This window comes from Bradyrhizobium sp., from assembly GCF_035484855.1.
Taxonomy (GTDB): Bacteria; Pseudomonadota; Alphaproteobacteria; order Rhizobiales; family Xanthobacteraceae; genus Bradyrhizobium.
The window spans coordinates 109,024-133,649 of the sequence record NZ_DATHOP010000036.1 but is presented as its reverse complement, the minus strand read 5'-3'; the positions used below and the strand labels follow the sequence as shown (position 1 = coordinate 133,649).

22 protein-coding genes are annotated in these 24,626 nt (G+C 61.4%); 5 read left to right on the top strand and 17 right to left on the bottom strand.

Annotated elements, in window-relative coordinates:
• Positions 1 to 34 precede the first annotated feature (34 nt).
• The 4 genes from VK804_RS05005 to VK804_RS04990 all read right to left on the bottom strand — a co-directional run bounded on the left by VK804_RS05005 (position 35) and on the right by VK804_RS04990 (position 2,232).
• On the bottom strand, positions 35 to 343 hold the full coding sequence (locus tag VK804_RS05005) for a hypothetical protein (protein WP_325368460.1): 309 nt from the start codon (positions 341 to 343) through the stop codon (positions 35 to 37).
• Positions 344 to 758: 415 nt separating this feature from the next.
• Positions 759 to 1,073: a hypothetical protein gene (locus tag VK804_RS05000; protein WP_325368458.1), complete on the bottom strand. Its 315-nt coding sequence runs from the start codon at positions 1,071 to 1,073 to the stop codon at positions 759 to 761.
• 78 nt (positions 1,074 to 1,151) lie between these two features.
• Complete coding sequence (locus VK804_RS04995; protein ID WP_325368456.1) at positions 1,152 to 1,646, bottom strand: ferritin-like domain-containing protein; 495 nt, start codon at positions 1,644 to 1,646, stop codon at positions 1,152 to 1,154.
• Positions 1,647 to 1,872: 226 nt separating this feature from the next.
• Positions 1,873 to 2,232, bottom strand: a complete 360-nt coding sequence (locus VK804_RS04990; protein WP_325368454.1) for a PRC-barrel domain-containing protein — start codon at positions 2,230 to 2,232, stop codon at positions 1,873 to 1,875.
• Between the two features lie 590 nt (positions 2,233 to 2,822).
• On the opposite strand from VK804_RS04990, the gene VK804_RS04985 reads away from it, so the two are divergent.
• Entirely contained in the window at positions 2,823 to 2,981 is a 159-nt protein-coding gene (locus VK804_RS04985) for a hypothetical protein (RefSeq protein WP_325368452.1), read from the top strand.
• A 451-nt stretch (positions 2,982 to 3,432) separates the two neighbouring features.
• The gene (locus VK804_RS04980; RefSeq protein WP_414642720.1) at positions 3,433 to 3,816 is read left to right on the top strand and encodes a response regulator; all 384 of its coding nucleotides are present in this window, start codon (positions 3,433 to 3,435) and stop codon (positions 3,814 to 3,816) included.
• 378 nt (positions 3,817 to 4,194) lie between these two features.
• On the opposite strand, the gene VK804_RS04975 is transcribed toward VK804_RS04980, so the two are convergent.
• Genes VK804_RS04975 through hypF form a run of 9 tightly spaced genes read right to left on the bottom strand, consistent with a single transcriptional unit; the run spans position 4,195 to position 14,519 of the window.
• Positions 4,195 to 4,998 (bottom strand): M15 family metallopeptidase, encoded by an 804-nt coding sequence (locus tag VK804_RS04975; RefSeq protein WP_325368450.1) that lies wholly within the window; start codon positions 4,996 to 4,998, stop codon positions 4,195 to 4,197.
• Between the two features lie 39 nt (positions 4,999 to 5,037).
• Entirely contained in the window at positions 5,038 to 6,003 is a 966-nt protein-coding gene (locus VK804_RS04970) for a hypothetical protein (protein WP_325368448.1), read from the bottom strand.
• A 1-nt stretch (position 6,004) separates the two neighbouring features.
• Positions 6,005 to 8,089 (bottom strand): hypothetical protein, encoded by a 2,085-nt coding sequence (locus VK804_RS04965; protein ID WP_325368446.1) that lies wholly within the window; start codon positions 8,087 to 8,089, stop codon positions 6,005 to 6,007.
• A 27-nt stretch (positions 8,090 to 8,116) separates the two neighbouring features.
• Complete coding sequence (locus VK804_RS04960) at positions 8,117 to 8,767, bottom strand: hypothetical protein (RefSeq protein ID WP_325368444.1); 651 nt, start codon at positions 8,765 to 8,767, stop codon at positions 8,117 to 8,119.
• 55 nt (positions 8,768 to 8,822) lie between these two features.
• Positions 8,823 to 9,905 (bottom strand): hydrogenase expression/formation protein HypE, encoded by a 1,083-nt coding sequence (gene hypE / locus VK804_RS04955; RefSeq protein WP_325368442.1) that lies wholly within the window; start codon positions 9,903 to 9,905, stop codon positions 8,823 to 8,825.
• Positions 9,902 to 11,077, bottom strand: coding sequence for a hydrogenase formation protein HypD (hypD, locus tag VK804_RS04950; RefSeq protein WP_325368440.1), 1,176 nt, complete (start codon positions 11,075 to 11,077; stop codon positions 9,902 to 9,904). The genes hypE and hypD overlap by 4 nt, the downstream gene beginning before the upstream one ends.
• 15 nt (positions 11,078 to 11,092) lie before the next feature.
• Positions 11,093 to 11,785 (bottom strand): SIS domain-containing protein, encoded by a 693-nt coding sequence (locus VK804_RS04945; protein WP_325368438.1) that lies wholly within the window; start codon positions 11,783 to 11,785, stop codon positions 11,093 to 11,095.
• 13 nt (positions 11,786 to 11,798) lie between these two features.
• A complete protein-coding gene (locus tag VK804_RS04940; RefSeq protein ID WP_325368436.1) occupies positions 11,799 to 12,074 on the bottom strand; it encodes a HypC/HybG/HupF family hydrogenase formation chaperone in 276 nt (91 codons plus the stop codon).
• Positions 12,075 to 12,104: 30 nt separating this feature from the next.
• Positions 12,105 to 14,519, bottom strand: coding sequence for a carbamoyltransferase HypF (gene hypF / locus VK804_RS04935; protein WP_325368434.1), 2,415 nt, complete (start codon positions 14,517 to 14,519; stop codon positions 12,105 to 12,107).
• A 396-nt stretch (positions 14,520 to 14,915) separates the two neighbouring features.
• On the opposite strand from hypF, the gene VK804_RS04930 reads away from it, so the two are divergent.
• The 3 genes from VK804_RS04930 (at position 14,916) to VK804_RS04920 (ending at position 18,390) form a co-directional block, all read left to right on the top strand.
• Entirely contained in the window at positions 14,916 to 16,670 is a 1,755-nt protein-coding gene (locus tag VK804_RS04930) for a nickel-dependent hydrogenase large subunit (protein ID WP_325368432.1), read from the top strand.
• Between the two features lie 55 nt (positions 16,671 to 16,725).
• Positions 16,726 to 16,917, top strand: coding sequence for a hypothetical protein (locus VK804_RS04925; protein ID WP_325368430.1), 192 nt, complete (start codon positions 16,726 to 16,728; stop codon positions 16,915 to 16,917).
• A gap of 204 nt (positions 16,918 to 17,121) precedes the next feature.
• The gene (locus tag VK804_RS04920; protein ID WP_325368428.1) at positions 17,122 to 18,390 is read left to right on the top strand and encodes a YcaO-like family protein; all 1,269 of its coding nucleotides are present in this window, start codon (positions 17,122 to 17,124) and stop codon (positions 18,388 to 18,390) included.
• A gap of 292 nt (positions 18,391 to 18,682) precedes the next feature.
• On the opposite strand, the gene VK804_RS04915 is transcribed toward VK804_RS04920, so the two are convergent.
• The 4 genes from VK804_RS04915 to VK804_RS04900 all read right to left on the bottom strand — a co-directional run bounded on the left by VK804_RS04915 (position 18,683) and on the right by VK804_RS04900 (position 24,537).
• On the bottom strand, positions 18,683 to 20,323 hold the full coding sequence (locus tag VK804_RS04915) for an NAD(P)/FAD-dependent oxidoreductase (RefSeq protein WP_325368426.1): 1,641 nt from the start codon (positions 20,321 to 20,323) through the stop codon (positions 18,683 to 18,685).
• A gap of 86 nt (positions 20,324 to 20,409) precedes the next feature.
• On the bottom strand, positions 20,410 to 21,051 hold the full coding sequence (locus VK804_RS04910) for a hypothetical protein (protein ID WP_325368424.1): 642 nt from the start codon (positions 21,049 to 21,051) through the stop codon (positions 20,410 to 20,412).
• Positions 21,052 to 21,053: 2 nt separating this feature from the next.
• Positions 21,054 to 23,225 carry a hydantoinase/oxoprolinase family protein gene (locus VK804_RS04905; RefSeq protein ID WP_325368422.1) on the bottom strand — a complete coding sequence of 724 codons (2,172 nt, stop codon included), beginning with the start codon at positions 23,223 to 23,225 and terminating at the stop codon, positions 21,054 to 21,056.
• Positions 23,226 to 23,238: 13 nt separating this feature from the next.
• Positions 23,239 to 24,537, bottom strand: a complete 1,299-nt coding sequence (locus VK804_RS04900; RefSeq protein WP_325368420.1) for a hypothetical protein — start codon at positions 24,535 to 24,537, stop codon at positions 23,239 to 23,241.
• Positions 24,538 to 24,626 lie beyond the last annotated feature (89 nt).

Genomic DNA, 24,626 nt, shown 5'->3' with positions numbered 1-24,626 from the left:
GGCACCGCGTCGCTTTCGACGAGGGTGCTGCCCACTACGTGCGTTTTTCCGAATTGTGAGCGGACTTTATAGGATGATCGCGCTCGATGGCCTTGAGATGTACTAGGCCGCCGACTATCAGCCGGTGTTCGTCGTTCTCGCCTTGGTCGATCATTCCGTAGATATGCTGGGTAAGGATTTTCCGTGCCTGTAGTAAAACCGACTGATCGCGCTCCCGCAGCTGCTGGTAAACGGAAAGAGCGCGCTCGATGGCGGTTGGCGCAACGACCTGCTCCACCGAACTGGGTGTCCCCAGAGCTGGTCGCTTGACGATGCCCGCGGCGCGGATGCGGTTTTGGTTCATTTCAGGCCTCCTAATTAACCGATAAACGATAAGGATCGCAGAAAGTTCCGGCCCAAGGAACTGGGACGTAGTGGCATTGACCACCGCTCGCTACGCGACCAAAGCGAGTCACCTGCAGTGCCAAGAGCGGATGAGCCTAAGTCGGCGAGGTCCTGATCGGGGAGTCAAAGCAGTAGCGCGGCGTTCAACCACCGCAGCCTAAGCCGGCTGATCGGAACAAACGATTAGGTCGAGGCATATTTCTCAGCCGGTCATAGCCCGTTGAGGCAGGGCAATTGGAAGTGGCTGGTGAAGGGGGCCGCCGGCAATTGTCCCCGGCTGGCGGCCCCGCGCAGGGTCGCAGTACTTCCTTTTCAAGTGGGGTTTGCGGGGTGTTTATGGTGGTAATGCCGCCGCTACTTGCTCGAAAAGTAATTCAAGACCCCTGCTTCTGGGGCTCTTTGTCAGCATCCTTCTTGATCTTGCGCGGAAACTCATCCGGCCAAGGCAAAGACGTTTGATCTGCGAGCGCTGCCATCAGCACCGCCGCGCCTGCGGCATAGGAGGACGAGAGCGGCAGTTCGAGGCGAAAGCACCATAGCGGTGACATCCGTTCCTGTTGTTCGCGCGCTTCGAACGCAGGCTGCCACCACCAAGCGGGCGCTAGCGACCTCTCGCTCTCCGGAACGGCACGCCATTGGGCAAACTCCCGAGCGGCGCGCTCGAATTGCATTTTCAAAGCCTGATGCATCCACAGCCTCAGCCATCGGCAGTTCACGAACTGCCGATCATCCGCTGACCCCTGGGTGTTTTGGACTGTGTGGATTATTTACGCTGCCTGAGCGACCGGATTGACCTCGCTATCGGCGAGTTTCGTCAGCGCGTCGTCGGTCTTCTTTTCTTCGGTCAGTGTCTGGTCGAGAAGCTTCACCGCGTCTTTCATGGCAAGCTTCGTGGCCCACGATTTCAATGTGCCGTAGCGGGATATCTCATAATGTTCGACGGCCTGCGCCGCAGCGAGAAGTCCGGCGTCCAGAGCCGGTTCGTCCTCGTACTCCTCCATTATTTCCTTGCCTTCGTCGAGAATGCCTTCAATGGCATCGCATTTTTTGCCGCGGGCGGGCTTGCCAAGCAATTCGAATACCTGTTCTAGGCGTTCGATCTGGCCCTCGGTCTCCGCGTGATGCTTTTCAAAAGCCGCCCTGAGCTTGTCCGACGTAGCCGCCTTAGCCATTTTCGGGAGCGACTTATAGATTTGCTTTTCCGCATAGTAAATATCCTTGAGCGTATCCAGAAATAACGCGTTGAGGTCTTTGTCGGACATCGGACACTCCGTCATGATGTATTACGATAGCGCGAAACCAATACGGCGGCGTGATGATCGTTCCTAGCTTTGCGCGATGGGCGATATATTTTTCTTTGCCGCTCGTCTCGAAAACGAGAATTCACGAGGGTCGGGGAAAGATTCGAAAGCGTAGAACCGGTGAGAGCAGGCGATGAAAAAAGGCTTCCGCGTACGGAAGCCTAAGGGTCTTTCAAGAGGCCTTTCCTCATATCGCAACGCCATAGTAATCGTTCACCGAGCGCGCGCTTGCAGGATCATTCCAGTTCCAAGAGTTGTCGTTATTATACTTCGGTGCCCCCTTGAGCTGCTTCTCGGTAATGCCGGTGCGGTATCCGCCGAGATTAGTGTCGTACTTCAACGACTGCCACGGCAGGGGATAGTAGTCGTCGCCGATGCCGAGAAAGCCGCCAAAGCTCAACACGGCGTAGGAGACCTTGCCGCTCATCTTGTCGATCATGACGCGCTCGATCTTCCCGATCTTGGTGTCGCCGGAGCCATACACCGCGGTTCCTTCCACCTTATCGCTGCCGATTAGCGAACCAGTTTCTCTTGCTTCCGTAACCATAGTGGTCCTCCCTTTGGTTGATTTCGATTGAACGGCGAACCCAAACAATTGTTCCTACTTGGGAAGATAGGCTCGTCGAATACCCTGAATTCGAAAGATACCCCGGCGCATTCAAGCCGCGCGCCAAAAGTCTTTGACCTCAAAGAAAATCACGTAATCGCGCGAGTTCAACAATATGTTCGGCCGACAAAACGGCGCTCACTAACTCTCCCTGGCTGAGCAGTATGGATTTCATAGAAATGATGTTGGGTCGCGGGTCTCGACATGAACTCCCCGATGCATTCGTCGAGAGTGCCGTCGAAGACCAGGTAAGGACTGGGATGATTCACCCTTGTATTGCGTTCGTTGTTTACGGAAAGCCATTTTCGAAGATCTGCAGGGACATCGAAAATGATTTGAAGAGTCTCAGCCACGCTTCGCCTTCTTTCGCTTCGAACACTTTCTTAGAGGTCTTTTCATTCGGTAACCCAATTTGGTGTTGTAATCGGCTACAGGGCGATTTGTTCCATATTAACTTACTGTCGCTGGATCATATTAGCTCCGAACAAGGTTCCCCTTTCGGGCGTTTTCACTTGGCTGAGGAGGCTACGATGAAAGATGCAAAGACGTACCGGGAATATGCAGCCGACTGCATTCGGATGGCGAAACTCACCGGCGCGAAAGACAAAGATACGTTGTTGAAGATGGCTGAGACTTGGGAAGAGTGCGCCAGAGAAGCTGAGCGGAAGGACAAAAAGTTGAGCTGTTAAGCCGTACAACAGCGCGGGATTTCAGTGCGAATATGGGCGAGCTGGGGGGGTGGACGAGCCGATCGCAGTCAAATTCTGATCCCGAACACAGAGAGCAAGGGACACTAAACGGCGGCGGCCGGCCCGGGATCTTCTTTAAAATCTCTCCGAGCGACGCTCAAAGCGTCGTCCGGCAGCGGTCGCTGAAGCGGTTCCGCTTCATCCCATGGCACGCGCAGCCAAGCGTCCCATTCCTCCTCCGTCGTCCGTATCATCGGCATAGCTTTTGGATATATCGGTTCAACGTTCGCATTTGTGGTCGTCGTGGGAAAGCCGTGGACCTTCCCTTGGCCTCAGCCCCCGAGCTGAGGCCGTTCTTTGGCATACGCAGATGCGAAAGGGAACTTGTGTGCTGTTTGCAACTTAACAGCCGTGTGCAGTGCCCCGGGCAGGGGTCTGGGGGAGAATTGCTTTGGACTTACCCATCATCCTCGTTGTCGAAGACGACCCTTCAATTCAGGTCCTCATTGAAGAAGCTCTTGGGGATGGAGGTTTCAACACGGCCATCGTCGCATCTGGCGAGGAGGCCTTGACCTTGTTGAACGGGAACAAGGAGAAATACCGCGCCGTCGTGACGGACATCAATCTTGAAGGGAAGATCGACGGTTGGGAAGTCGCCCGTCACGTCCGCGAGATTGATCCGGAATATCCCGTTATCTACATGAGCGGAGCGAGCGCCGCAGACTGGGCCTCAAAAGGCGTTCCGAACAGCGTTATATTGTCTAAGCCATTCGCCCCGGCCCAGCTTGTCACCGCTATCTCAAACCTTCTCAACGCGGCCACACCGACAACCTAGCAGCCGAGACATCACACGATAGGCTGTATGGGCTAGGATCGCTTCCATCCGAATCTGTGGAGATTGCGCGAAGCGGCGTAGCGCGCTCATTGAACCGGCGCTGACGAGCTGGCCGCTTCGACGATGACGGAGTTGCGACCGGCGAGCCGGTCGAATGCCTAAGTACGAGTGCTGCGGTTCTCCGCGCGGAGTACCTGTCGCGGCTAGAGGGCATTGTGGGATCGATCGCGTTCAGCCGCAGCGGCGACCTGTCATCCGGGACTTTTGAAGATGCCCAAGTGCTTAAGAGATTCGGCGACGCGCCGACCGGTCGCGCTTCAAAGCTCGCGATCTGCGGCAACGTCCCGTCGTTCGAATGGCCGCCGATACGATGATCGCTCAGGGCGGTGCAATATAGCCGTACCAGGCGGCTTTTACCGGATTGGCACGCAGCACACGCGTCATCTTCACATAGAGTTGGCTGCCCCAGTCATAGTGCCAGAACGTGAACGGGTCGTTCTCGAAGCCTACGCTGCTCATTGCCCAATGCAGCAGGCGCCGATACTTCAGCCGCGTGTCGTCACCGGCGATTTCGCCGCTTGCGAGTTTTCGTTCGAAATAGTCGGTGGCGGCGATGTCGTTGATGTCCTCGAAACGGCCGCCCAGTTCGCAGTAGTCCCCGGACTGGAGGTCGCGCAGCGACAGGTCGACGGCCGCGCCCGTGGCATGGGTTGGCCAGGTCGCCGGATCATCCTCCCTGAAATCGCTGGGATCGACGGCATGCCTGAGCGCCTGCGCGCGCCACATCGCCGGCGTTCCATCAGGCGTCGCTCGAACCGCCTCGCGATAGAAGAAGTCCCACATTCCCTGCTGGCAGGCGAGGGTGCGATATCCATCCCAAACGATCAACTCGACGCGGTAGGGTTTGAGCCGGTCGTTGACCTGGGCCAGCATCCCGGCAACGGTCTTGCGCAGCCAAACATCCTTGCGGGCGCCGGGCAGCGCTCCGAAATAGGGCCAGTTCCCGCCGTCGGTCCGGGCGTGATGGGCCTCATAGGCGACGCCGACGGTTTCCAGCCTGACCAAAGGCTCGTTCCGGCGCGGGTCGGCCGTGTCGAACGGCATCCGGCTATAGCGCCCGGCATAGACCTTCCGCTCGATGATCGGCACTTCATACGCAAGATCGAAAACAGACATAGCCATCGCCAACCTCCCTCGAGCTGCAAAAGATCGTCGGACCGCTCATCCATCGAGAAGAGCACGTTCCACCACCTGCATCTTTTGCCTGAACAGCGCGCCTCCATAGAGGTCCTCCCGGAGGATCGCGCGATGCAGCATCTGCCGCCTGGAAGGCGGAAGCGCTTCGAAGATCGCTGCAAGTTCATCCGTGTCGTGGGACAACAGCCGCGAGATCAATTTTCCCGTGGCTTCGAATTCGCAATCGCGCAGGAAGGCCGTGTATTCCGCAAGATCGGCGATTCCTGAAGCGTTGATCTCGCTCTCGAGCTGGGGAAACGCGCATCCGATTCCGCGGTCGACATTCACAATCAGCAGAACGTCGAGGCTCTCGACCCCGGCCCCATGAAGAAGCTTCGTGATCGAGGCGAGCTGGGTGCCGGTAACGTTGATGTCGTTCACGAAGATCGCGCGGCGGCCTGCGAAATTGGCCAGATCGTAGGTCGCTCTCTCATCGCGCGCCATGTAGAATTGCCGCCGCGTCTTCAGGTCATGCTTGCTGTATTCGTTGTAGCCCTTGAAAGCGGCCTCGCTGTCGATCGGCGTCCTGGGTCCCTGGACCTCCATCGGGTCGAGGCGCAGCGCCAGCCCATCCGGCAGTGATTTCGCGAGCATGCCGAAGATCGCGCGGCACACCAGATTCGCGCCGCAGGGCAAGCCCCGCAATGGCGGCGAGGTCAGCACCCAGCCCCGCTCCTTTGGCGGCGCATCGACGATCGCCTTGTGGGCCATGGGTGCCAGCAATGCGGCGAAGTAGTCCACGCTCCCGAGGTCGCCGAGCTTCATGGCCGGGTAATGCGCGAAGACCGGGACACCCGGATCAAATGGATAAGTGCTGATGGTGTGCAGGGCTGAGAGCACGCGGGTCGCCACTTCGTCCTCAAGCGCCGCCTCTCCAGGCAGCCGCGGCCAGGAACCGGATGGGTGCTGCGTGCTCCGCGCGCGGCCGGCGCGGAGCACGCTTGCCGGCATGTCAGTGTCCGGAAAGAGCCTCGTGCAGCTTTTCCAGACGCTCCTTGTCGAAACCTATCGCAACGTCCCGCACGGCAGCGGCGGTCGGGGTGGCGCGGGTGGCAGGGACCGCAAATTCGGGCTCCTTCACCGGGCCTCCCGCTAGGGTGAAGCTGAAATCGGTGCCGGCGCGCTGGGCCCGGCCATGGCAACCCATGCAGCCGCCCATATTGGTCCGCGTGAACTGGTTCGACGGAACGCTGCCGCTGGGCGGTCCATAGATATTGAAGGCGTCAGGACCGATTGGAGGAAGGATTGGCTTGCTGGTGTTCGGATCGATCTCGAACGCCGATTTGAAGAAGAGGCCGTTGTTGGCAAGCGGATAAAAGAACAACCCGGCGAAGAACTGCTGCAGCGTGTTGTCCGTCTCCACCACGCTGTTGGCGAGGCTGAAGGTCGATACCAGCCGGCTGGTATTGGCTCCGGTGGTATCAATTTCGCTGATGTCGAATGGCTCCCACTGGACATTAAGCAGCTTGTAATTCTGCCATAGCGCCGGCGCGCCATAGCTCCTGAGCGCGGCATGCGCCGCTTCATTCGCCTGCTGGATTTGCGGCGGGATCGGGAAGTAGCGCTTGTTCACGCAGACCCCGCTATTCGCCGGCGGAATGGGATTGGCGGCGAGGTCGAGATCCTGAAAGTAAAGCCTGTCATTGGTCCGCGTTACCTTGCAATAGGGTCCGGTCAGCTGAACCAGCGGCAGCGTCGCACCCGCCGGCGGTGATGGCGGCGGAGGCGTCGGCGCCGGTGGCTGCGGCGGCACAATGATGCCCTTGGGATAGTCCGGGCTGTAATACTTGCTGTTGACGTCGAAGTAGTTCAGTCGCGGATCCATGGCATCGCCGCGCGGCGCGTTGATTTCCTTGCCGTTGTTGTCCTCGACCGGCTTGCCGTCCGCAGTCAGGATATTGCCGGTATATTCGAAGGTGGCGAAGATGAAATCGGGCTGGTTCGGCGTCTTTTGAATGATGTGAAGCGCGATCAGCGCCCAGGTCTGCTCGCGATAACAGGCCGTCGTGGCGTTCCCGTTTCGGTCATAGAAGCGGACCGTCTTGGTATGGAAGTCGGAGGCGTTTTCGCCCTGCGCCAGCGGCCGCCAGGCCGCCTTCACCAGGACGGTGCCGGGCGGCAACTGGATGTTGGGCGTCGGCGCCGGATATTGGTTGTTGCCGGCGGCGGTGCTGAAATTCGATTTCGCCGCAACAAACGCGGCGCCCTGATACCAGAACTGATTGGCCGCCACATAGTCGTAGAAGGTCCGATTGCCCTTGGCCAGGAACCGGATCAATTGCGGCTCGGCATTGGCGTTCTTGGCCGTTGGGTTCTGGATCGAAGCCGGCAATTTGCCCGCGAACATCGAGTTCAAGCCGATCTCGTTGATCTCATCCAGATTTATATAGGACGGCGTCGTCACGACGGACTGCGCCGGATTCTGACAGGGTGGTACGTCCAGCGGCGAGCCGCCGGGATTGTTCTGCAGCTTTGGAGGATTTCCGGATGGCTGGGGCGTGGTCGTCCTGGTCCCATAGACATATTGCGGTCCAACATCGAACCCATAGTCCTGCGACGGACCGTTGGGGTAGCCCGGCGGGTCGCCGACGCCCGGAAAAGTCTCGACCTTGCCGCGGTAGGTTTCCCAGACGACGGGCTGGCTGGCTTGATCGGTGCCGCTGCTGTCGTCACCAAATCTCTTGCTGTTGTCCGGCACGCCGCGCGTGTTGGAACCCGATTTGCCGGTCTGCTTGGCGGCGGGCCAATTGAGCGCGATGAACTCCTGCCATGCGAAGACCGCCGCATCGGTGATAGTCGCGCCGCGCGGGAGATCGGACGGCAGTGTCGAGCTCAGCGCGGGAAAACTGACCGCGGAGGCGCCGGGAGCGTCCGTCTCGCGATGCTTCGACATCTTCGCCTTGCCCCGCGTTTGCGCCGCCGCGGCGTTGCTGGTCGCGGCGTCGGAATAGAGCGCCAACGACACGACCGCGCCGATACCGGCCGCCGCCAGCAACGGTGCAAGGACGAACTTGCGGGATTTTGCATCGATCTTCATCATTCGCTCCTTTGTCACTTGTAGAATCTAGGCGCCGACGCCTTCGGGTTGTTTGGTCTTGAGGTCGCTCCAATAGTCGTCGCGCAGCACGGCCGCAGGCAGCTCACCCGGCGCCAACGGCCGGTCGATCACCTCGACGCTGAAGTTGCGGCCAAGCGGCGCGGCCCAGATCCGTGTCGACAGCGTGACCTTGGAAATCTCGAACTGCCGCCTGTCCTGTTTGGTCTCCGCGGGAGTGCCGAGCCGGTCGGAAAGCTCGTAGAACGCACGCGGCACGAAATCCTCGCGGAGCTTGACGAACGCCGTCCTGCGGCCGTCGCTCACCCACCATTCGAACTTCATCGAGCTGTTGCATTTCATGCCGCAGTCCGGTTCGAGAACCACTTTGTAGCGGTCGCGCCCGACGACGCCGGTGACATAGTCGATCGCGTCGCGCACGCCCGGCCCGGGGTGAGCGCCGACGACGTAGAGATCGTCACGACTCCACAGCCCATCCCTGGACAAGGCTTCGGCCGCGGCCTGCATGGCGCGGTAGCCGACCGCCGTGCCCCACCACAAGGACCCGATATGCCTGGTCATGGCGCCGTCGTAATCAATCTCCTTGATCTCGCCGCGGTCCTTGATGCGGACGACCGTCGCGTCGACGGGCGTGATGGCATCGGCGTCATTGCTTTGCATGGGAGACCCTTTCTGCATTGTTCCAGTCCTTGGGTCGCTGCTTGCCGCGGCGACGTCAGCAAATTCTCGGCAGCTGCTCGCCGACCAGCATGTCGACGATGCGGCGGCCGCCGAACACCGTATGCATGACCACACGTCCCGGCCGGCCGTCGGTCGCATGACCGATGATGGCGCTGTCGCGGCCGAGCGGATGGTGGCGCATGGCGGCGAGCGCCGCTTCGGCTTGATCCGGCGGCACCGCGCAAACGATCTTGCCCTCATTGGCGAGATAGAGCGGATCAAGCCCCAGGATCTCGCAGAAGCCCCGCACCTCGTCGCGCAGCGGCGTGCGCTCTTCGTGAATCAGGATGCCGATCTGCGACGCTTCGGCGATTTCGTTGAGCACGGTTGCGATGCCGCCGCGCGTCGCGTCGCGCAGAAACCGTGTGCCCGGAGCCGCGGCCAGCAAGGTGTCGATCAGTCCGTGCAAGGCGGCACAATCGCTCTCCAGCGGCGTCGACAGCGCCATGTCGCCGCGCGCGTTCAGGATGGCCGCGCCATGATCGCCCAAAAGACCGTTCACCAGGATGGCGTCTCCCGGCCGCACGCGGCCGACGCCAAGCTCGACGCCTTCGCGAATGACGCCGATCCCCGTCGTGTTGATGAAGAGCTTGTCGCAGGCCCCCCGGTTGACGACCTTGGTGTCGCCGGTGACGATCGAGACACCGGCCGCGGCCGCAGTGCGGGCCATCGAGCCGGCGATTTCGCGCAGCGTATCGACGTCCAGCCCCTCCTCGATGATGACTGCGCAGCTGAGATAAAGCGGCTTGGCCCCCCCGACCGCCAGATCGTTGATCGTGCCGCAAACCGCAAGCTTGCCGATATCGCCGCCCGGGAAGCGTATCGGATGGATCACATAGGAGTCCGTCGTCATCGCCAGACGGTCACCATGCGCAGCCAGATCGGCTAGGCGAAAGCGCGCCTGGTCCTCCATCGTCGAAAGTGTGGGGTTATCGAATGCGGCGACGAAGACGTCGTCGATGAGATCTCGCATGGCCTTGCCGCCGCCGCCGTGCGCCATCGTGACCTTGGGGAGGTGAATGCGGCCCAATTTACGCTTGGTCGTGGGCGAGACGGGCGCTAGCTGGACGACATTCATGACCTTGTCCCCGCCACCAAGGCTTCGGCGCTCTTGATCTCGGCGCGCTTGGCATGGATTTTCTCCACGTCGCCGAACTGGTAGTAGGCGGCGCAGGCGCCTTCGGACGACACCATCAGGGCGCCCAGCGGCGTTTCCGGCGTGCAGGCCGTGCCGAACACCTTGCATTCCCAGGGCTTGATCACTCCCTTGAGGACTTCGCCGCATTGGCATGATTTCGGGTCGGCAATCCTGATGGAGCGGATGGCGAACTTCTTCTCGGCGTCGTAGATCTCGTAGGGTTTGCGCATCCGCACGCCGGAATGATCGATCGAGCCGAGACCCCGCCATTCGAAGAACTCACGCAGCTCGAAGACCTTGCCGATGGCATCGAGCGCGACAGGGTTGCCGCCCCTGGGAACAACACGGGCGTACTGGTTCTCGACCTCGGATCGTCCTTCATCAAGCTGTTTCAGGACCATCCAGAGCGCGTGCAGTATATCGAGCGGCTCGAAGCCGGCGACCACGATCGGCTTGCCATATTGTTCGGCGATGAATTCGTAAGGCGCGTTACCGATCACCATGCTGACATGACCAGGCCCCAGAAAACCGTCGAGCTCGAGTTCGGGGGAATCGAGGATCGCCTTGACCGTCGGAATAATGGTGATGTGATTGCAGAACAGGGAGAAGTTCGTAGTGCCCTCGGCCTCCGCGCGCAGCACCGTCATGGCCGTGCTTGGCATGGTCGTCTCAAAGCCCAGCGCGAAGAACACGACCTCCTTGTCCGGATTCTCTTGCGCGATGCGTAGCGCATCGAGTGGCGAATAGACCATGCGCACGTCGGCGCCCTCGCTCCTCGCCTGCAGCAGACTCTTCTTCGATCCGGGAACGCGCATGGCATCGCCGAAGGTGGTGAAGATGAGGCCGGGGATTTCCGTCAGTTTGACGCAATCATCGACCCGTCCCATCGGCAGCACGCAGACCGGGCAGCCCGGTCCGTGCACGAGCTCGATCTCGTCGGGCAGCATGGTTTCGATGCCGTAGCGGAAGATCGCATGGGTGTGTCCGCCGCACACCTCCATGATCTGCAAGGGGCGTGCCTTGCCGCGTTGCAGCCTTGCGGAAAGGCCGGTGATTTCCTTCAGCAGGGTCCGAGCTTTTTCCGGATCCCGGAATTCGTCGACATATTTCACGCTATTCCCCTTCTCTCATTCGCGCGCCGCGAACGACAGCGCGCCGCGGTCATCAGCCAGCAGCGAGTGCACCAGGTCCCAAAGAATGTGATAGATCGTCACGTGGCATTCCTGGATGCGGTGAATGCTGTCCGCTTCCACGACCAGGCAGTGGTCGAGCCCGATCGTGGCCATCGCGCCGCCGCTCATTCCGGCGAGCCCGATCGTTGTCAGCCCCATCTCCTTGGCCTTGATGAAGGCCTTCACCAGGTTCTTGGAATTGCCGCTGGTCGATAGGCCGATCAGCCCGTCGCCTGCCCTGCCTTGAGCGATGACCTGGCGGACAAAGATGTGTTCGAAGCCGACATCGTTGCCGACCGCCGTCAGCATCGTACGGTCGGCGCTCAGATCGATTGCGGTCAGAGCCGGGCGACCGGCGGTCACGGGATGCTGGAACTCGACGGCGACATGCGACGCGTCGCAGCTCGATCCGCCATTGCCCATCGAAAAAAGCCTGCCGTCGCGCTGATACACGCGGGCAATGGCACCGGCGGTATCGATGACCGCCTGGCCATTCTTCGCGAAGAACGCGCCGATGACGTCGCGATGACGGCCGACCTTCTCGTCAACCGCCTCCATCAGCGCCGCATTCATCGAAAGCGGCTCCTGCTTCCTGCCGTGCAGAAACGGATAAAGGGACTTCAGCGTATTGTTATCGTCGCTTGCCATGATGCGATCCACTTCACGCCGTGCCGGCCATTGCCGCCAGCTCCTGCTGCACCTCGCCGAGTTCGTTGAGCACGCGCAGCGTCGCGGCGGCCTCTTCTTCATCGATCCGGCTCATCGCGAAGCCGACATGGACCAGAACCCAATAGCCGACGCAGTCCGCGACCGGTCGCCCATCCTCTACGACGCAGGCGACATTCACCTCGCGCTGTACGCCGCTCACATCGACGAGCGCGAGTTTGCGCTCGGCGTCCGTAATTCTGACGATCCGGCCTGGAATTCCCAAACACATGGCGTAGCTCCTATTTCCTGGCTTGCGGCCTCAGCTGGCGGCTCGTGCGGCAATCTCGCGGGCTGCTGCGATAGCCGCCTGTCCCAGCGCCAGCCCGCCGTCATTCATGGGGACTTGCGACTGGGTAAGACAGGTCAGCCCGCACTGCTCGATGTGGCTGACGCATGCTTCGAACAGCGTCTTGTTCTGGAAGCATCCGCCCGTGAGCACGACGGTATCGATCGGCTCGGCACCGGATTGTCTCGCAAGCCGTACCGCCATATCCGCGACCGACATCGCAAGGCCGAGATGAAACCGCGCGGAAATGACGGACACCGGCGTTGCCGACCGCAGGTCTTCCAGCAAGGCGCGCCACATTGGGCGCGGCTCGAGAATTTCCAAGCCGGTCTCCGGCAGCCTCTCGCAGCCGAATGAATAGAAGCCCCGCGACCTGGCAGCGGCGAGCGCCTGATCATCGATCAGGTCTTCGAATAGCATCGCGGCGTGGCCTTCGAACAGCGCGGTCTCCGGACAAAGCCCAGCTGCCGCCGCCGCCGCGTCGAACAGCCGGCCGCAGGAACTGGCCACGGGCACATTGATGCCAGTCGCCAGCATGCGATCGATGATTGCGCGCGGCTTGCCGGCGAGATAGCGCGCCAGTTCCAGGCCGCCGAAATCGCGCTGGAATTGGTCCCAGCCGAAGGCTGCGACCAGATGCGCGTAGGTGTTGCGCCAGGGTTCGCGAATGGCCTGCGCACCGCCGATCATCGCGACCGGCTTGAACGCCGCGAGGCGTCGGAACCCGCAATAATCGGCGCGAAGAAACTCTCCGCCCCAGAGGGTGGCGTCGGCGCCAAATCCCAATCCGTCCAGCACCACGCCGAGCACCGGCGCAGCCTCGAGCTCTCGGCCGTTCTCGGCCAGCGCGCTGGCAATATGGGCATGATGATGCTGGATATCGTGCAGCACGGCGGCGCCGCCCGAAGCGCGCTCCCTGGCCAGTTTGCTCGACAGATATTCAGGATGCATATCGGCCGCCAGGACACGCGCCCGATGGCCGTAGAGTTCGCAATAGAGCTCGAGGTTCTTCTGGTAGTCGTCGAATGTCGCGACGTCTTCCAGATCCCCCTGATGCTGGGACGGGATCGCCACGCCGTCCCTGATCAAACAGAAGGTGGACTTCAACTCGCCGCCGAAGGCCAGGATTTCCGGCGCGTCCGCAAAGCTTTTCGGCAGCGCGATCGGACTTGGCGCGAAGCCGCGCGCGCGTCGAAGAGTCCTCGCCCGCCCGCTCATGACACGAACGATGGAATCATCGATCCGGTTGGCGATGTCGCGGTCGTGGAGAAGCGCGCTATCGGCAATACCCCCGAGCTTGGCGCGAACCTCTCTGTTGTCGGTGACCTGGGGTTCATCGGAGATATTTCCGCTGGTCATGACCAGGGGAACATCGAACTTCTCCAGGATCAGCTTGTGCAATGGCGTATAGGCCAGCATGAAGCCCAGCGTACCGAGCGCTGGCGCGACGCTCTCGGGCAGACGCTGAGGCCCATTGGCGCGCAGCAGGACGATTGGCGCGGCCGGACTTTGCAAAAGTTCCAATTCCCGCGGCGAAATCCCGGCGAAGCGCCGGATCACGGTTTCGTCCCGCGCCATCAGCGCAAATGGCTTGCCGAATCGCCGCTTGCGTGCGCGAAGCCGTTCCACGGCGCTCGCGTTGGTTGCATCGCATGCAAGATGAAATCCGCCGAGACCACGGATGGCGAGGATCTTGCCTTCCACGATCTGACCCACAGCCGCATCGAGCGGTGCGAGCGACAGCGCATCGGCCGGCATCGTGCCGTCGAGCGGTTCGAGCCACAGCTTCGGCCCGCACTCCGGACAGGCGATCGGTTGGGCATGGAACCGCCGGTCCGATGGATCGCGATACTCGGCTGCGCACGCCTGGCACATCCCAAACGCGGCCATGGTCGTGCGCGCCCTGTCATAGGGCACGCCGGTCACGATCGAAATGCGCGGTCCGCAATGGGTGCAATTCGTGAACGGGTAGCCGTGACGCCGTTCCCGGGGATCGAGTACCTCGGCCCAGCAGGCCGGGCAGGTAGCCGCATCGGCGGTGACTTGGGTGCGGGTTTCGCCGCCAACGCTGCCGGCAATGGAAAAGCCTTCGAATGTCACGATCTCATCAAGGCGATGGATATCGAGGCTTTCGATGCGCGACAGCGGCGGGGGATTCGATTCCAGGCAGCTCAAGAAGCGGGCAATGCGCGCCTGTTCGCCGGTCGCCCTGATGAGGATGCCGCGATTGTCGTTCAGGACGTGCCCGACAAGTTGGTTTTCTCTCGCCAGGCGCCACACGGTGGGTCTGAAACCGACGCCCTGCACGGTGCCGCGGACGCGAATCTCTACCGTCTCGACGCCGTGCCGCAGCCCCATCGCCCCAGTGCCGGCCGCGCTTTGGTACATCGTCCCCAATTTCCCATATCCAAACGCCGGACGGATTGCTTCACCGGCGTCAAGAAAACTTAGCGACCTAAAACGATCTTATCGCACTCTCCATCATTCGTTATCACGAGTTGTTGCGCATGATCCAGCACAATGTTAGGGTGATTAGCGTACTGGTTGCAAGAGTTCCATCCACTCTTTCGTCTTGGCGTACTCTGACGGCGTGTTCCGCCGTTTTCCTGCGAACACTTTGAAGGCAAGACATTTACTTTGCGATTTTGGGGGACGCCGAGAATGACAAGCCTGACGCTCCCGACATCCCGCGAGACGGATGGCATCCTGCCGGAGCGCGAATGGCCCGTCGTCGCCGGAGCGACCGCTCGTCCGACAGGCCGCCATGGCCCCGGCGAGGCTCTGTTGGCCGAAATCGAGCACATGAACACGGTGCAGGCCTCGGACAGCTCCGATCCGTTCCGGCGGATCGGCGGCGGCCTTGCCCTCCATTGCAGCATCGATCTTGCCGGGCGCAAGGTTTCGGATGTCGGGTCCGTGGCCACCACCTATCGCGGCTATGAATCCTTGCTGCGCAACCGCGACCTGCAGGATGCCGGCCTCATCAGTTCGACGGCGTCGGGGATTTGCGGCGGCGTTCATGCGGCGACCTCCGCGCAATGCCTGGAGATGGCGCTGGGGATCAGACCGCCGCCGCTGGCCATCGTCGCGCGCAACCTGCTCCTGAGTTGCCAGTACCTGAACGACAACCCGATGCACCTGTTTGTCCTGTGCGGACCGGATTATTCCGAGGACACGGTGAAGGCCACCAATCCCGAGATCTGGGCCAGGGCGCAACGCACCTCTGCCGCTCATGCCGCGATTCATGGCTACCCGACCGTCGGCGCCATCATGACGGACCTGAACCGGGGTTCCGGCAAGCTCTTCGTCGAAGCGCTCGGTATGATGCGGACGGCGCGCGCGGCCTATGTCCTGCTCGGCGGAAAATATCCGCATTCCGAATCGATCTGCCCAGGCGGCGTCTCCCTCACGCTTTGCATGGAACAACTCGATGCCTTCGTACGAAAGCTCGAGCCCTTCATCGATTACGCCAAGCGCTGCGCACGGATTTGGGACGACGTTTTCGACTTCTTCTATGCGTGCGACCCGGCCTTTCGAGAGCTTGGCCGCGCCCCGGCGAACATGATCGACTTCGGTCAGTGGGATCACGAGGAATATTACGACGCGACCTACGAAAATTGCGACCGCTGGGGCGAGAAGCGCTGGTCGACACCGGGCGCGGTTATCGATGGCAAGCTTATCACCACCGATCTGACCCGGCTCAACAGCGGCGTCGAGGAGTTCGTCGATCGCTCTTTCTATGACGCCTGGCAGGGCCACCCGCACCGTGAGGATCCGGCGGGCAACCCGTTGAGCCAACATCACCCCTGGAACAAGGCGATCAACCGCAACCCCGAGAAGAATTCAGGTTCGCGGCCGTATAGCTGGGCCACGGCCACGGTGTGGAATCGCAACACCTTTGAGGTCGGCGCCTATGCCCGGCTTTATATCAGCGCGCTGGCGCAAAAGATCCCGTTCAGCAAATTCGTGATGTCCACCGGCCGCAGCCTGGTGCTCCACGTTCCCGCAGGCGAACTTCCCAGCGAACGCCTGGAATGGCAGGTTCCGCGGATATGGAATGCCTTCGAGCGCAACCGGGCCCGCGCCTACGCGGTCGCATTCAACCTGATGGTGACGCTGGAAAACTACCACCGCGCCAGGAACCTGCTGTCGCGCGGCGAACAAGACATGGCGACTCCCTTTGATATTCCCGCAACCGGAAAGCGCTTCGGCGTCGGCTTCGGGGGAGCGGGACGCGGCTTCCTGGCGCATTGGGCGGTTCTCACCGGCGCGGAGATCAGCAACTATCAGGTATCGGTGCCATCGCGCATCAACGGCGGCCCGCGAACGCCTTGGGGAGAATTGGGCCCGTGCGAGCGGGCCGTGTTGAATACACCGATCATCGAATCCAACTGGACCGGTCCGGCCAGTTTTCACGGAATTGATCTCGTGCGGGCAATTCAGAGCTTCGATCCCTGCATGCCCTGTCAAATGCACCTGATCTTCAAAGGCACCGATTTTACTTCAGCCATTGAGGTGAATACCGACGGATTGATATGAGCATTGCTTCGCTGGGAAGTCTAATCGTGCATCTTGGCCCATGATGGAGAATACAATGTCGAAGAAAGCAAGCGCGCTACTGGAAGAACTTCTCGCCTCCCGCATCGACGCGGCCGGCGTTCACTGTGTCTCTACACCGCCCGGTGACGGCGATCCGGACGATGGCGACGGCGACGGTGATGAGCCGTGTGATCCTGACGATCCCAAAAAGCCCGACCCCGCCATTCGCGCCAGATGCTACGCCTGAGAAAACGGCGCCGGCGGAATTGACGGCGGACTCGGTCCAGGCTGGCTTTTTGGCTGGCAGGAGCGCGTTTGAGATTGGGCGGCCGGTAACGCAGGGGATGCCCTGCACGAAAACCGTCCACAATGCCGGCTTGGGGTGCGCTTTCTCCGAGAAGGACCAAGCGCGCATCTGAAGGCCGATCGCGTAGCGATCGGCCTGCTGTGGTTGTGTTCGGCGCGGCGATGGCTTTGCCCGAGTGCGGTAATTTCACTTTCGGGGTTGAATGGCGTGGAAAGATTGCACACCAGCACCCGTATCGTTCCACCGCAGACGACCCTGCGCCACGCGAAGGCCTGGGCGAAATTGGCCGGGATCCATGCGGTCAGCGATATCACGGCGATGGATCGCCTTGGCGTTCCGGTTTTCGTCAGTGAACGGCTGCAGTCGGCAACCGACGCCTACGCTTTTGGCAAGGGCTGCCTTCCGATCGAATCGGAGGTCGGCGCCTATATGGAAGCGATCGAGTCCTACTTCTCGGAGCCAGGCGTCGCACAAATAGAGACCAGATGGGGTTGGCCGTCCGAGCTGTCAGGCGTTGGCGAGGGCCGTGACCCGATCTTCGAATTCGCGCCGAAGTTCGGCCGTCGCGCCGCTCGCGATCAGGCCTTGCTGCTCGCGCGCGCCCAGGATGTGGAAAGCGGCGCCGAGGGCTGGATCCCGGCGGAACTGGCGTTCAATCCGGCGCCCGATGTCGGCACCGCACTCTACGGCTCGTCGAGCAATGGCCTGGCGTCCGGCAACAGCGTGCTGGAAGCCAGCATTCATGCGCTCTACGAATTGATCGAGCGCGACATCTGGTCGATCGAGTTCGTCCGCAACCGCTCCGCCCGGGTCACAGGTGAAGGCCTGCCTGGCGAGGTCTACAAAATTACCGAGACCGCCGCCCGCAACGGGTTGCGGCTGGTGATTCGCTATGTCCCCAATGACCATGGCATCCCGTTCTTCGCGGCATTCCTGTTCGACCCGAACAACCTCGAAAGCCGTTTTTTCAATGGCGGTTGGGGATGCCATCACGACCGCCGGGTGGCGCTGAAGCGCGCGGTCACGGAAGTCGCGCAAAGCCGCGTGGCCTTCCTGCATGGCGGACGCGAACCGGAAAGATGGGACGATCGCCTCGCGGAAGCCGACCGCGTGAAACGGCAAATCGGGATCGTTTCGAGCAAGACGCCGTCGATCCGGTTCGAGGACATTCCGGAACGGCCCGCGGCGGCCGCCCCATTGGCCGCTCAATGGGCCGTAGCGGTGGACTATCTACGACGCGTCATTGACCGGCCGATTTATCGGGTCATCTACACACCGCCCGAAGGCCCACTCCATGTCGTGCGCCTGCTCGTGCCATTGCTGGAGCATTTCACCCGGTCGACGATGCGTATCGGTCCCAGAATGCAGGCGGAACTCGAAGCTCACGCGAACGAAGTTGAGGAAATCGCCTGACGAATGCTGAACCTGGCGAGTCGATACTCTAGCGCGCGATGAGATCAGGTTGGGGCCTTTTTCTTCTCTGCCCTGGACGCAGCGCAGCAAGAGTGGTGCGAGCCGGGGTTCACTTTACTTTGCATGGGGTTGTTTTCGCGATTTTTTGTCCAGGCCCTCCCGGTGCACCGCAGAAGGGGCGCTAGGCCGGGTCGGGTACACGAGATCGTTAGGGCAAGCCGTTCGCCTTGCCGACATTCTGTCCGGCCGGTCTCGTCGTGATGCGCTCGCATGCGATCGCAACGCGGGCAGTCTATGCCAGCGCGAGTTCCTGGTATCGCTGCGACGCCACCTCGTCGCATCGTTCGCGATAGGCCGGAGCGCTGCCGCTATAGCGCGCGATAATGCGGGTCTGTTTGCCCTCGACGTTGGTATTGATTCCGGTCATCCATGAATTGACTTCATTGGAAAGCAGTCCCACGCCAAGCGCCTTGACGTGATCGGTCCAGGATTCCACGCCGGCTGCCGTGGCTTCCAGCCGCGTCAGCTTGTTCTCCCGCGCGAAGCGGATCAGGCCGGTAACCCAGTCGACGCTGTATTCGATGCTCCGGGGAATATTGCCGAGCGCCGTATGCGGCCCCATCAGCATCATCATGTTGGGAAATTGGTCGACCATGATGCCAAGGTAAGTCCGCGGCCCGCTCTGCCAATGCCTCTTGAGCGTCGCTCCGTTGGCACCACGGCAATCGATCTTGTCGAAACTGCCGGTGATGGCATCGAATCCGGTCGCGAAAATAATAATGTCGAATTCGTATTGCTTCGCGCTGGTCTTGATGCCCTTCCGCGTGATCCGTTCGATCGGCGTTTCCGTGATGTCCACCAGCTCGACATTGGCCTGATTGTAGACCTCGTAATAGAAAGTCTCGAGCGGCAGCCGTCTTGTGCCGAAGCCGTGGTTCTTCGGGATCAGCTTCTCTGCGACAACAGGATCCTTCACCCGCTGGCGAATCTTCCGGGCCACGAAGTCGCTGATTGTGGCGTTTGCCTTGCGGTCGGTCAGGATGTCGCTGAAATTGCCTTGCCAGATGCCAAAGCCGCGTTCGGCGTACAGCTTTTCGTAAAACGCTTCGCGTTCTTCATCCGATACCTCGAGAGCTCCGCGTGGATCAGGGGTGTGAAGGAAGCAGGCAAACGTCTCCTTGCATCGGCGGAATATCTCGGGATAGCCGGCCTTGATCCGCTGCTGCGTCTCGGCGTCGATCTTGCCGTTGTGAAGCGGCGCACACCAGTTCGGCGTACGCTGGAATACGGTGAGACGGCCGACGCTGCCGGCAATCGTCTGGATGGTCTGCACGCCGGTGGCACCGGTGCCGATGACGGCAACGCGTTTGCCGGCGAAATCGACCGGTTGATGCGGCCACCGCGCGGTGTGGAAGGATTTTCCGGCGAACGCATCTCGCCCCTCGATCAGCGGCAGCGTCGGGGTCGAGAGCGGGCCGATGGCGGTGATCAGGAACCGTGTCCGGAAGCGGTCGCCGCTCTCCAATACGATGTCCCAGCTCCTGCTATCCTCGTCGTAAATCGTCGCGGTAACCCTGCTCTCGAATTGGATATCGCGGCGCAGGTCGAATTTGTCGGCGACATGATTGAGGTAGCGCAGCGTTTCCGGCTGACCGGCGAAATGCTCGGACCAGTCCCATTCCTCAAGCAATTCCCTGGAGAAGGAATAGCCGTAGGAATAGCTCTCCGAATCGAAGCGGGCCCCCGGATAGCGGTTCCAGTACCAGGTCCCGCCGACATTGGTCCCGGCCTCGAACACCCGAACCCGCATTCCCTCTTCCCGCAGCCGGTAGAGCTGATACAGGCCCGACATGCCGGCGCCGATGATGATGGCGTCGTAATCGAGAGCCGACGTCGCGTCGGGAGACATCCCGGCCTGGTTTGAAGCGACCATGTTGCACTGTTCCTGAAGATCGATACTACTGACGATGCACTTGTCGGGTCAATCTGCAAGCAGCAGGGCGTGGCCAGGTCGCGGTTTCATGCGACCGTGCGATTGGACAGTGAACGGGTAGCGACATAATCCAGTATTTTCGGGTGGCACGGCAGGTCGAGAAGCGACTGCGCGAATGCGCCGGCGGCGATTTCGGCCAGCGCCACAATACCGGTGCGCCAATGCCAGTTGCCAATTCGAAACAGCGTCGGCCGATGACGCCGCGCGATCGGCACGTCCGATCGAATGGTTTCGGCGTGATGGTAGAGTTCATGGGCGACAAAGACTTGCCGTGGCGTTGCCTGACCGAGCAGTTCCTCTGCCAGGCTCCCGGTGAGCGTGCGTTCGAGCGGGGCCAGTCCGCGATTGTAAAGCACGATGCGTGGAGGCCGCGGCCGGTATTCCGCAAACCGCCAGAGGGTGCCGACCATCGGATCGTCATCTGTCGTTTCGACCGGTAGCCCAAGTTCGTGGGCCAGTTCACACGGCGTGCGGCCGGGAAAACGCTCCTGCAAGGCTCGCGCCGTCGCTGTTCCGTCGGCGAGTGCATCGGCAACGGCGGCCAATTGAGCGGGGCGTTCCAGGCGGCCGGCGTGGGGATCGGCCCCGAGCATGATGAGCCCCAGCGTCTCAGGCGAGGCTGTGACGAATTCGGCGGGCCATGGTGCCTTTGTCGCCGCGAGTGCCATGCCTAAAAACCCTGCGAGGGCGGGATGCCGATCAGTGCGATGGAGGCATCCGGGGTTAGTCCGTCGAGTTCGCCGCGGGTAACGGTCATCGCCTGATCGATCGAGTTCACGCCCGACAGGTCGATCAGCTGTCCCCCGACGATGACGAAAATGTCCGGCGTGATGGTGCTGTCGCCGTTATAGATCGTGGTGTCCTCCCACAGCCGCCGCAAGCCATCGAGCGCCGTCCGTGCCTGGACCGGACGAACCACGCTGTGGCTGCGCTGCACGCGAATGACGCCATCGAGGTCGACTGCCCGGACCGGGCTGCGGCGCTTCTTGAACAATCCCCAGCTTCGCTCCTCGACCTCGCCCTGGAACACCCGCATGCGCGGCGTTTCGGCGGCAAGCGCGACGCGCTCGAGACTGATGCCCATCGCCTTCGCCGCGATTTCCCGGGCTTCACTCTCGCCGACCTCGTCCCGGCGCTGGCGCGCGCGCATTTCCGATGCCCCCATGGCAGTGGCGCGGACCCGATGCGTGTTTGGATCGACCTCGATGGTCACTTCGACGTTGTCAGGCGCGGCGCCGAGCCTGACTGCGGCCTCGAACGCCTCGCGGCGGATTCGCTTGAGATCCTCAGGCCGCGCATTGGGGATGATGCGCTCCACCACATCGCGCACCAGCGCCAGTGCTACTCCGATCGATGAAATGACCTCCGCATCCCTGGAGATTTCGTGGTGCAGGCCGGTCCGCACCGATACGTGCGGGATCAGGGCCGCGGCACCACCGCCTTCGCCGACCAGCATCGCCTGGTCGCGGTCGAGCTTGTATTCGGCAATGAGGTCATCGACGACCGGGATGACCTTGTCGGTGGCGATATCGAGAATGGCGCGCGCCGTATCCTCGATCGACTTGCCGATGAACTCGGCCAGCGCCGCCATGGCGCGCCGCGCCGATTCGACGCTGCCGCTGGCATGCAATCCGGGCTTGGCGTAGCCGAGCACATTGGCCGCGCAGGTGTTGGTGATGGCGTAACGCGCGCCGTTGCCGGAACGCACCACGACATAGTCGGCTGGATCGTCCGGCTTCGGCTGAAAGGACTCGATTTTGGGATCGATGATATCCTCGGGCGCGGCGAAGGCGGCATAGGGAAACCCGGCGATATGAGCGCTGCGCGGACCGACATCGACCAGCTTGCCGGCCCTGGCGCGGACCATGCTGCCTCCGGCGATCCCGATCACGCGAACGTCGAGCGAACTGACATAGGTCTCGTGACCGCCGACGCGCGCGTATTTGACGGTCGGCCTTCCGTTCCGGATCACGCCGATATTGGTGCTGGTGCCGCCAACCTCGAAGTAGATGCCGTCGGATACGCGCAGGTACATCAGGGCGCCGGCAACGCTCGCCGCCGGACCCGACAGCATCGTCATGACGGGGCGGCGTCGCATCTCCCTGATATCCATCACGCCGCCATCGCCACGCATGATCATCAGCGGCGCCTGAATGCCGGCCTCGCGAACGCTCGCCTCCGTCATGGTGGCGGTATCGATCATTTTCGGCAGGATGCTGGCATTGATGACGGCGGTGCGGGTTCGCGTGGTCAGGCCGTAGAGTTTTGTGATCTCGTTGCCGCAGGTCGCGGCCAGGCCGGCCTCGATCACCAGGCGGCGCACCGTCTCCTCGGCCTCGTTATCGTCGACGCCGAAGGCGGAACTGGCGACGATCACCCTTGCTCCTTCCGCCTTGAGCTCTCCGATGGCGTTGCGGATGACGTCGTCGGTTAACGTCTCCTTCGTGAGAAACCGGTTCGCCGGCTTGAGGTGGCGGCCGGGCGCAAGTTCGATCGGCTTCATCGCGCTCTGGCTCTTGGCCAGCAGAGACTCCATGCGGGTCGACATCCCGATCACGCCGACGCTTGCGACGTCTCCCTCGAGCAGCGCATTGGTCGCCTGGGTCGTCGAATGCGCGAGGAAGATGACTTCCTTGGGATCGACGGCGGACTGCTCCAGCACATTGCGGAAGACGTCGACCACGCCTTTGGCGACGCCGCGCGGGTCCGAATGCGTGGTCAGCACGGAGAACCGGCCGACCACCTCGTGCGTCGCGTTGTCGATCAGCACGGCCTTGGTAAAAGTCCCGCCGACATCGATACCGATGCGATAGGCGCGGGAAGGCGGGCGTGGTTCGGTCAACGTATCTTCCTTGCTAGTTGATCGACCCCAGCATCAGGTAACAAATCAGCGAATTGATCGCGACCATCATGCAGCCGAAGGGCAGGGCGGTCTTGAGGAATTGCCCGTGGCTGACCTTGGTTTGTCCGATCGTCCAAAGCGTCCACGAATTGGTCGGGTCCATGCTGCCTTGCACGATCGTGGGCGCCAGCCAGATCGAATACAGATAGGGAATCGGGATGTCCTTGTTGGTCATCACGATGGCGAGCAATGCCGCGCCGGTGCCGATCACGACCAGCGGCCCGCGATAGATGCTCCCGATGCCTCCGAGCACCCCGAAGAAGATCGCGGCCTGCAGCGTCGTGTGCGGCAGTACGGGCCCGAAGATCGGTTTCAGCGCGTTGGCGACCTCAGGTGTCTGGCCCGCGACGATGATCATGCCGCAGATCGTCCACAACGCGGCCATGGTGGCAATGTCCGGAAACGCGTCAGAGAACGTCTTGTTGAAGAGATTGATGCTGCCCTGGAAGGTTCGATCGCGCCCGGTCAGGACCAGCGCGAGCACGATCGAGACCAGGAAGGTCGGAATGATCTCCCATTTCAGGATCATGATCATGAGTACCGGAAAGATCGGCACGATGTAGGTGTAGTAGGGCGTTCGCTTGCGGACTACAGGTTCCCCGGCATTGGCGACATCGACGGACGCCAGTCGACGCGCGCCGCCGTTTCGCAGGTAGATGAATTCCAATAGCCAGGCCGCCAGAATGTAAACGCACATGGCGGCGATCCAGTAGGTCAGGTAGGGCGCTTCATATTTGAGGCCGGGAAACAGTTTTTGAAATGTTCCGAACTGAACCAGATTGATGAAAGTGCCGGCGCCGATCCCCATGGTGAACGCAGGTGCGGCGATGTAAGGCGGGATGCCCTGGCCGAGCATGATCGGCAATGCGATGATGCCGATCGCGATCGCGGCACCCACCCCGTACATCGATGTGAACAGCAATGCGGTGACAAGCGTAATCGTCATTGCGGTGACCAGCGGCCGATCGCCGGCGAGTTCCACGGCAGATCGGATCACGCTCTCGGCAATGCCTGTCTGGATCAGCACCTGCGCAAACCAGGCACCGAATACGATGATGATCACGGCGCTGGCATATGCAACGCCGCCGGCCTGGAGGATCTTTTTCTGAATGTCGTCGATGCCGATGCCGGCGATCGCCGACCACAGCACGGCCAGTATCAGCAGCATGATGATCGGGCTTTGCCCGCGGATGATCAAGACGACGACCGCCAGAAATGCAACCAGCAGCGCAATGCCTGTCCCCAAGTCCATGGTCGTTTTCCCTTCCCCGCTTTGCCCGGCCATTTTGCATATCGGCCTTTTGCGAAATAACTCTGACACAACGGACGGTGGCTGGCGAG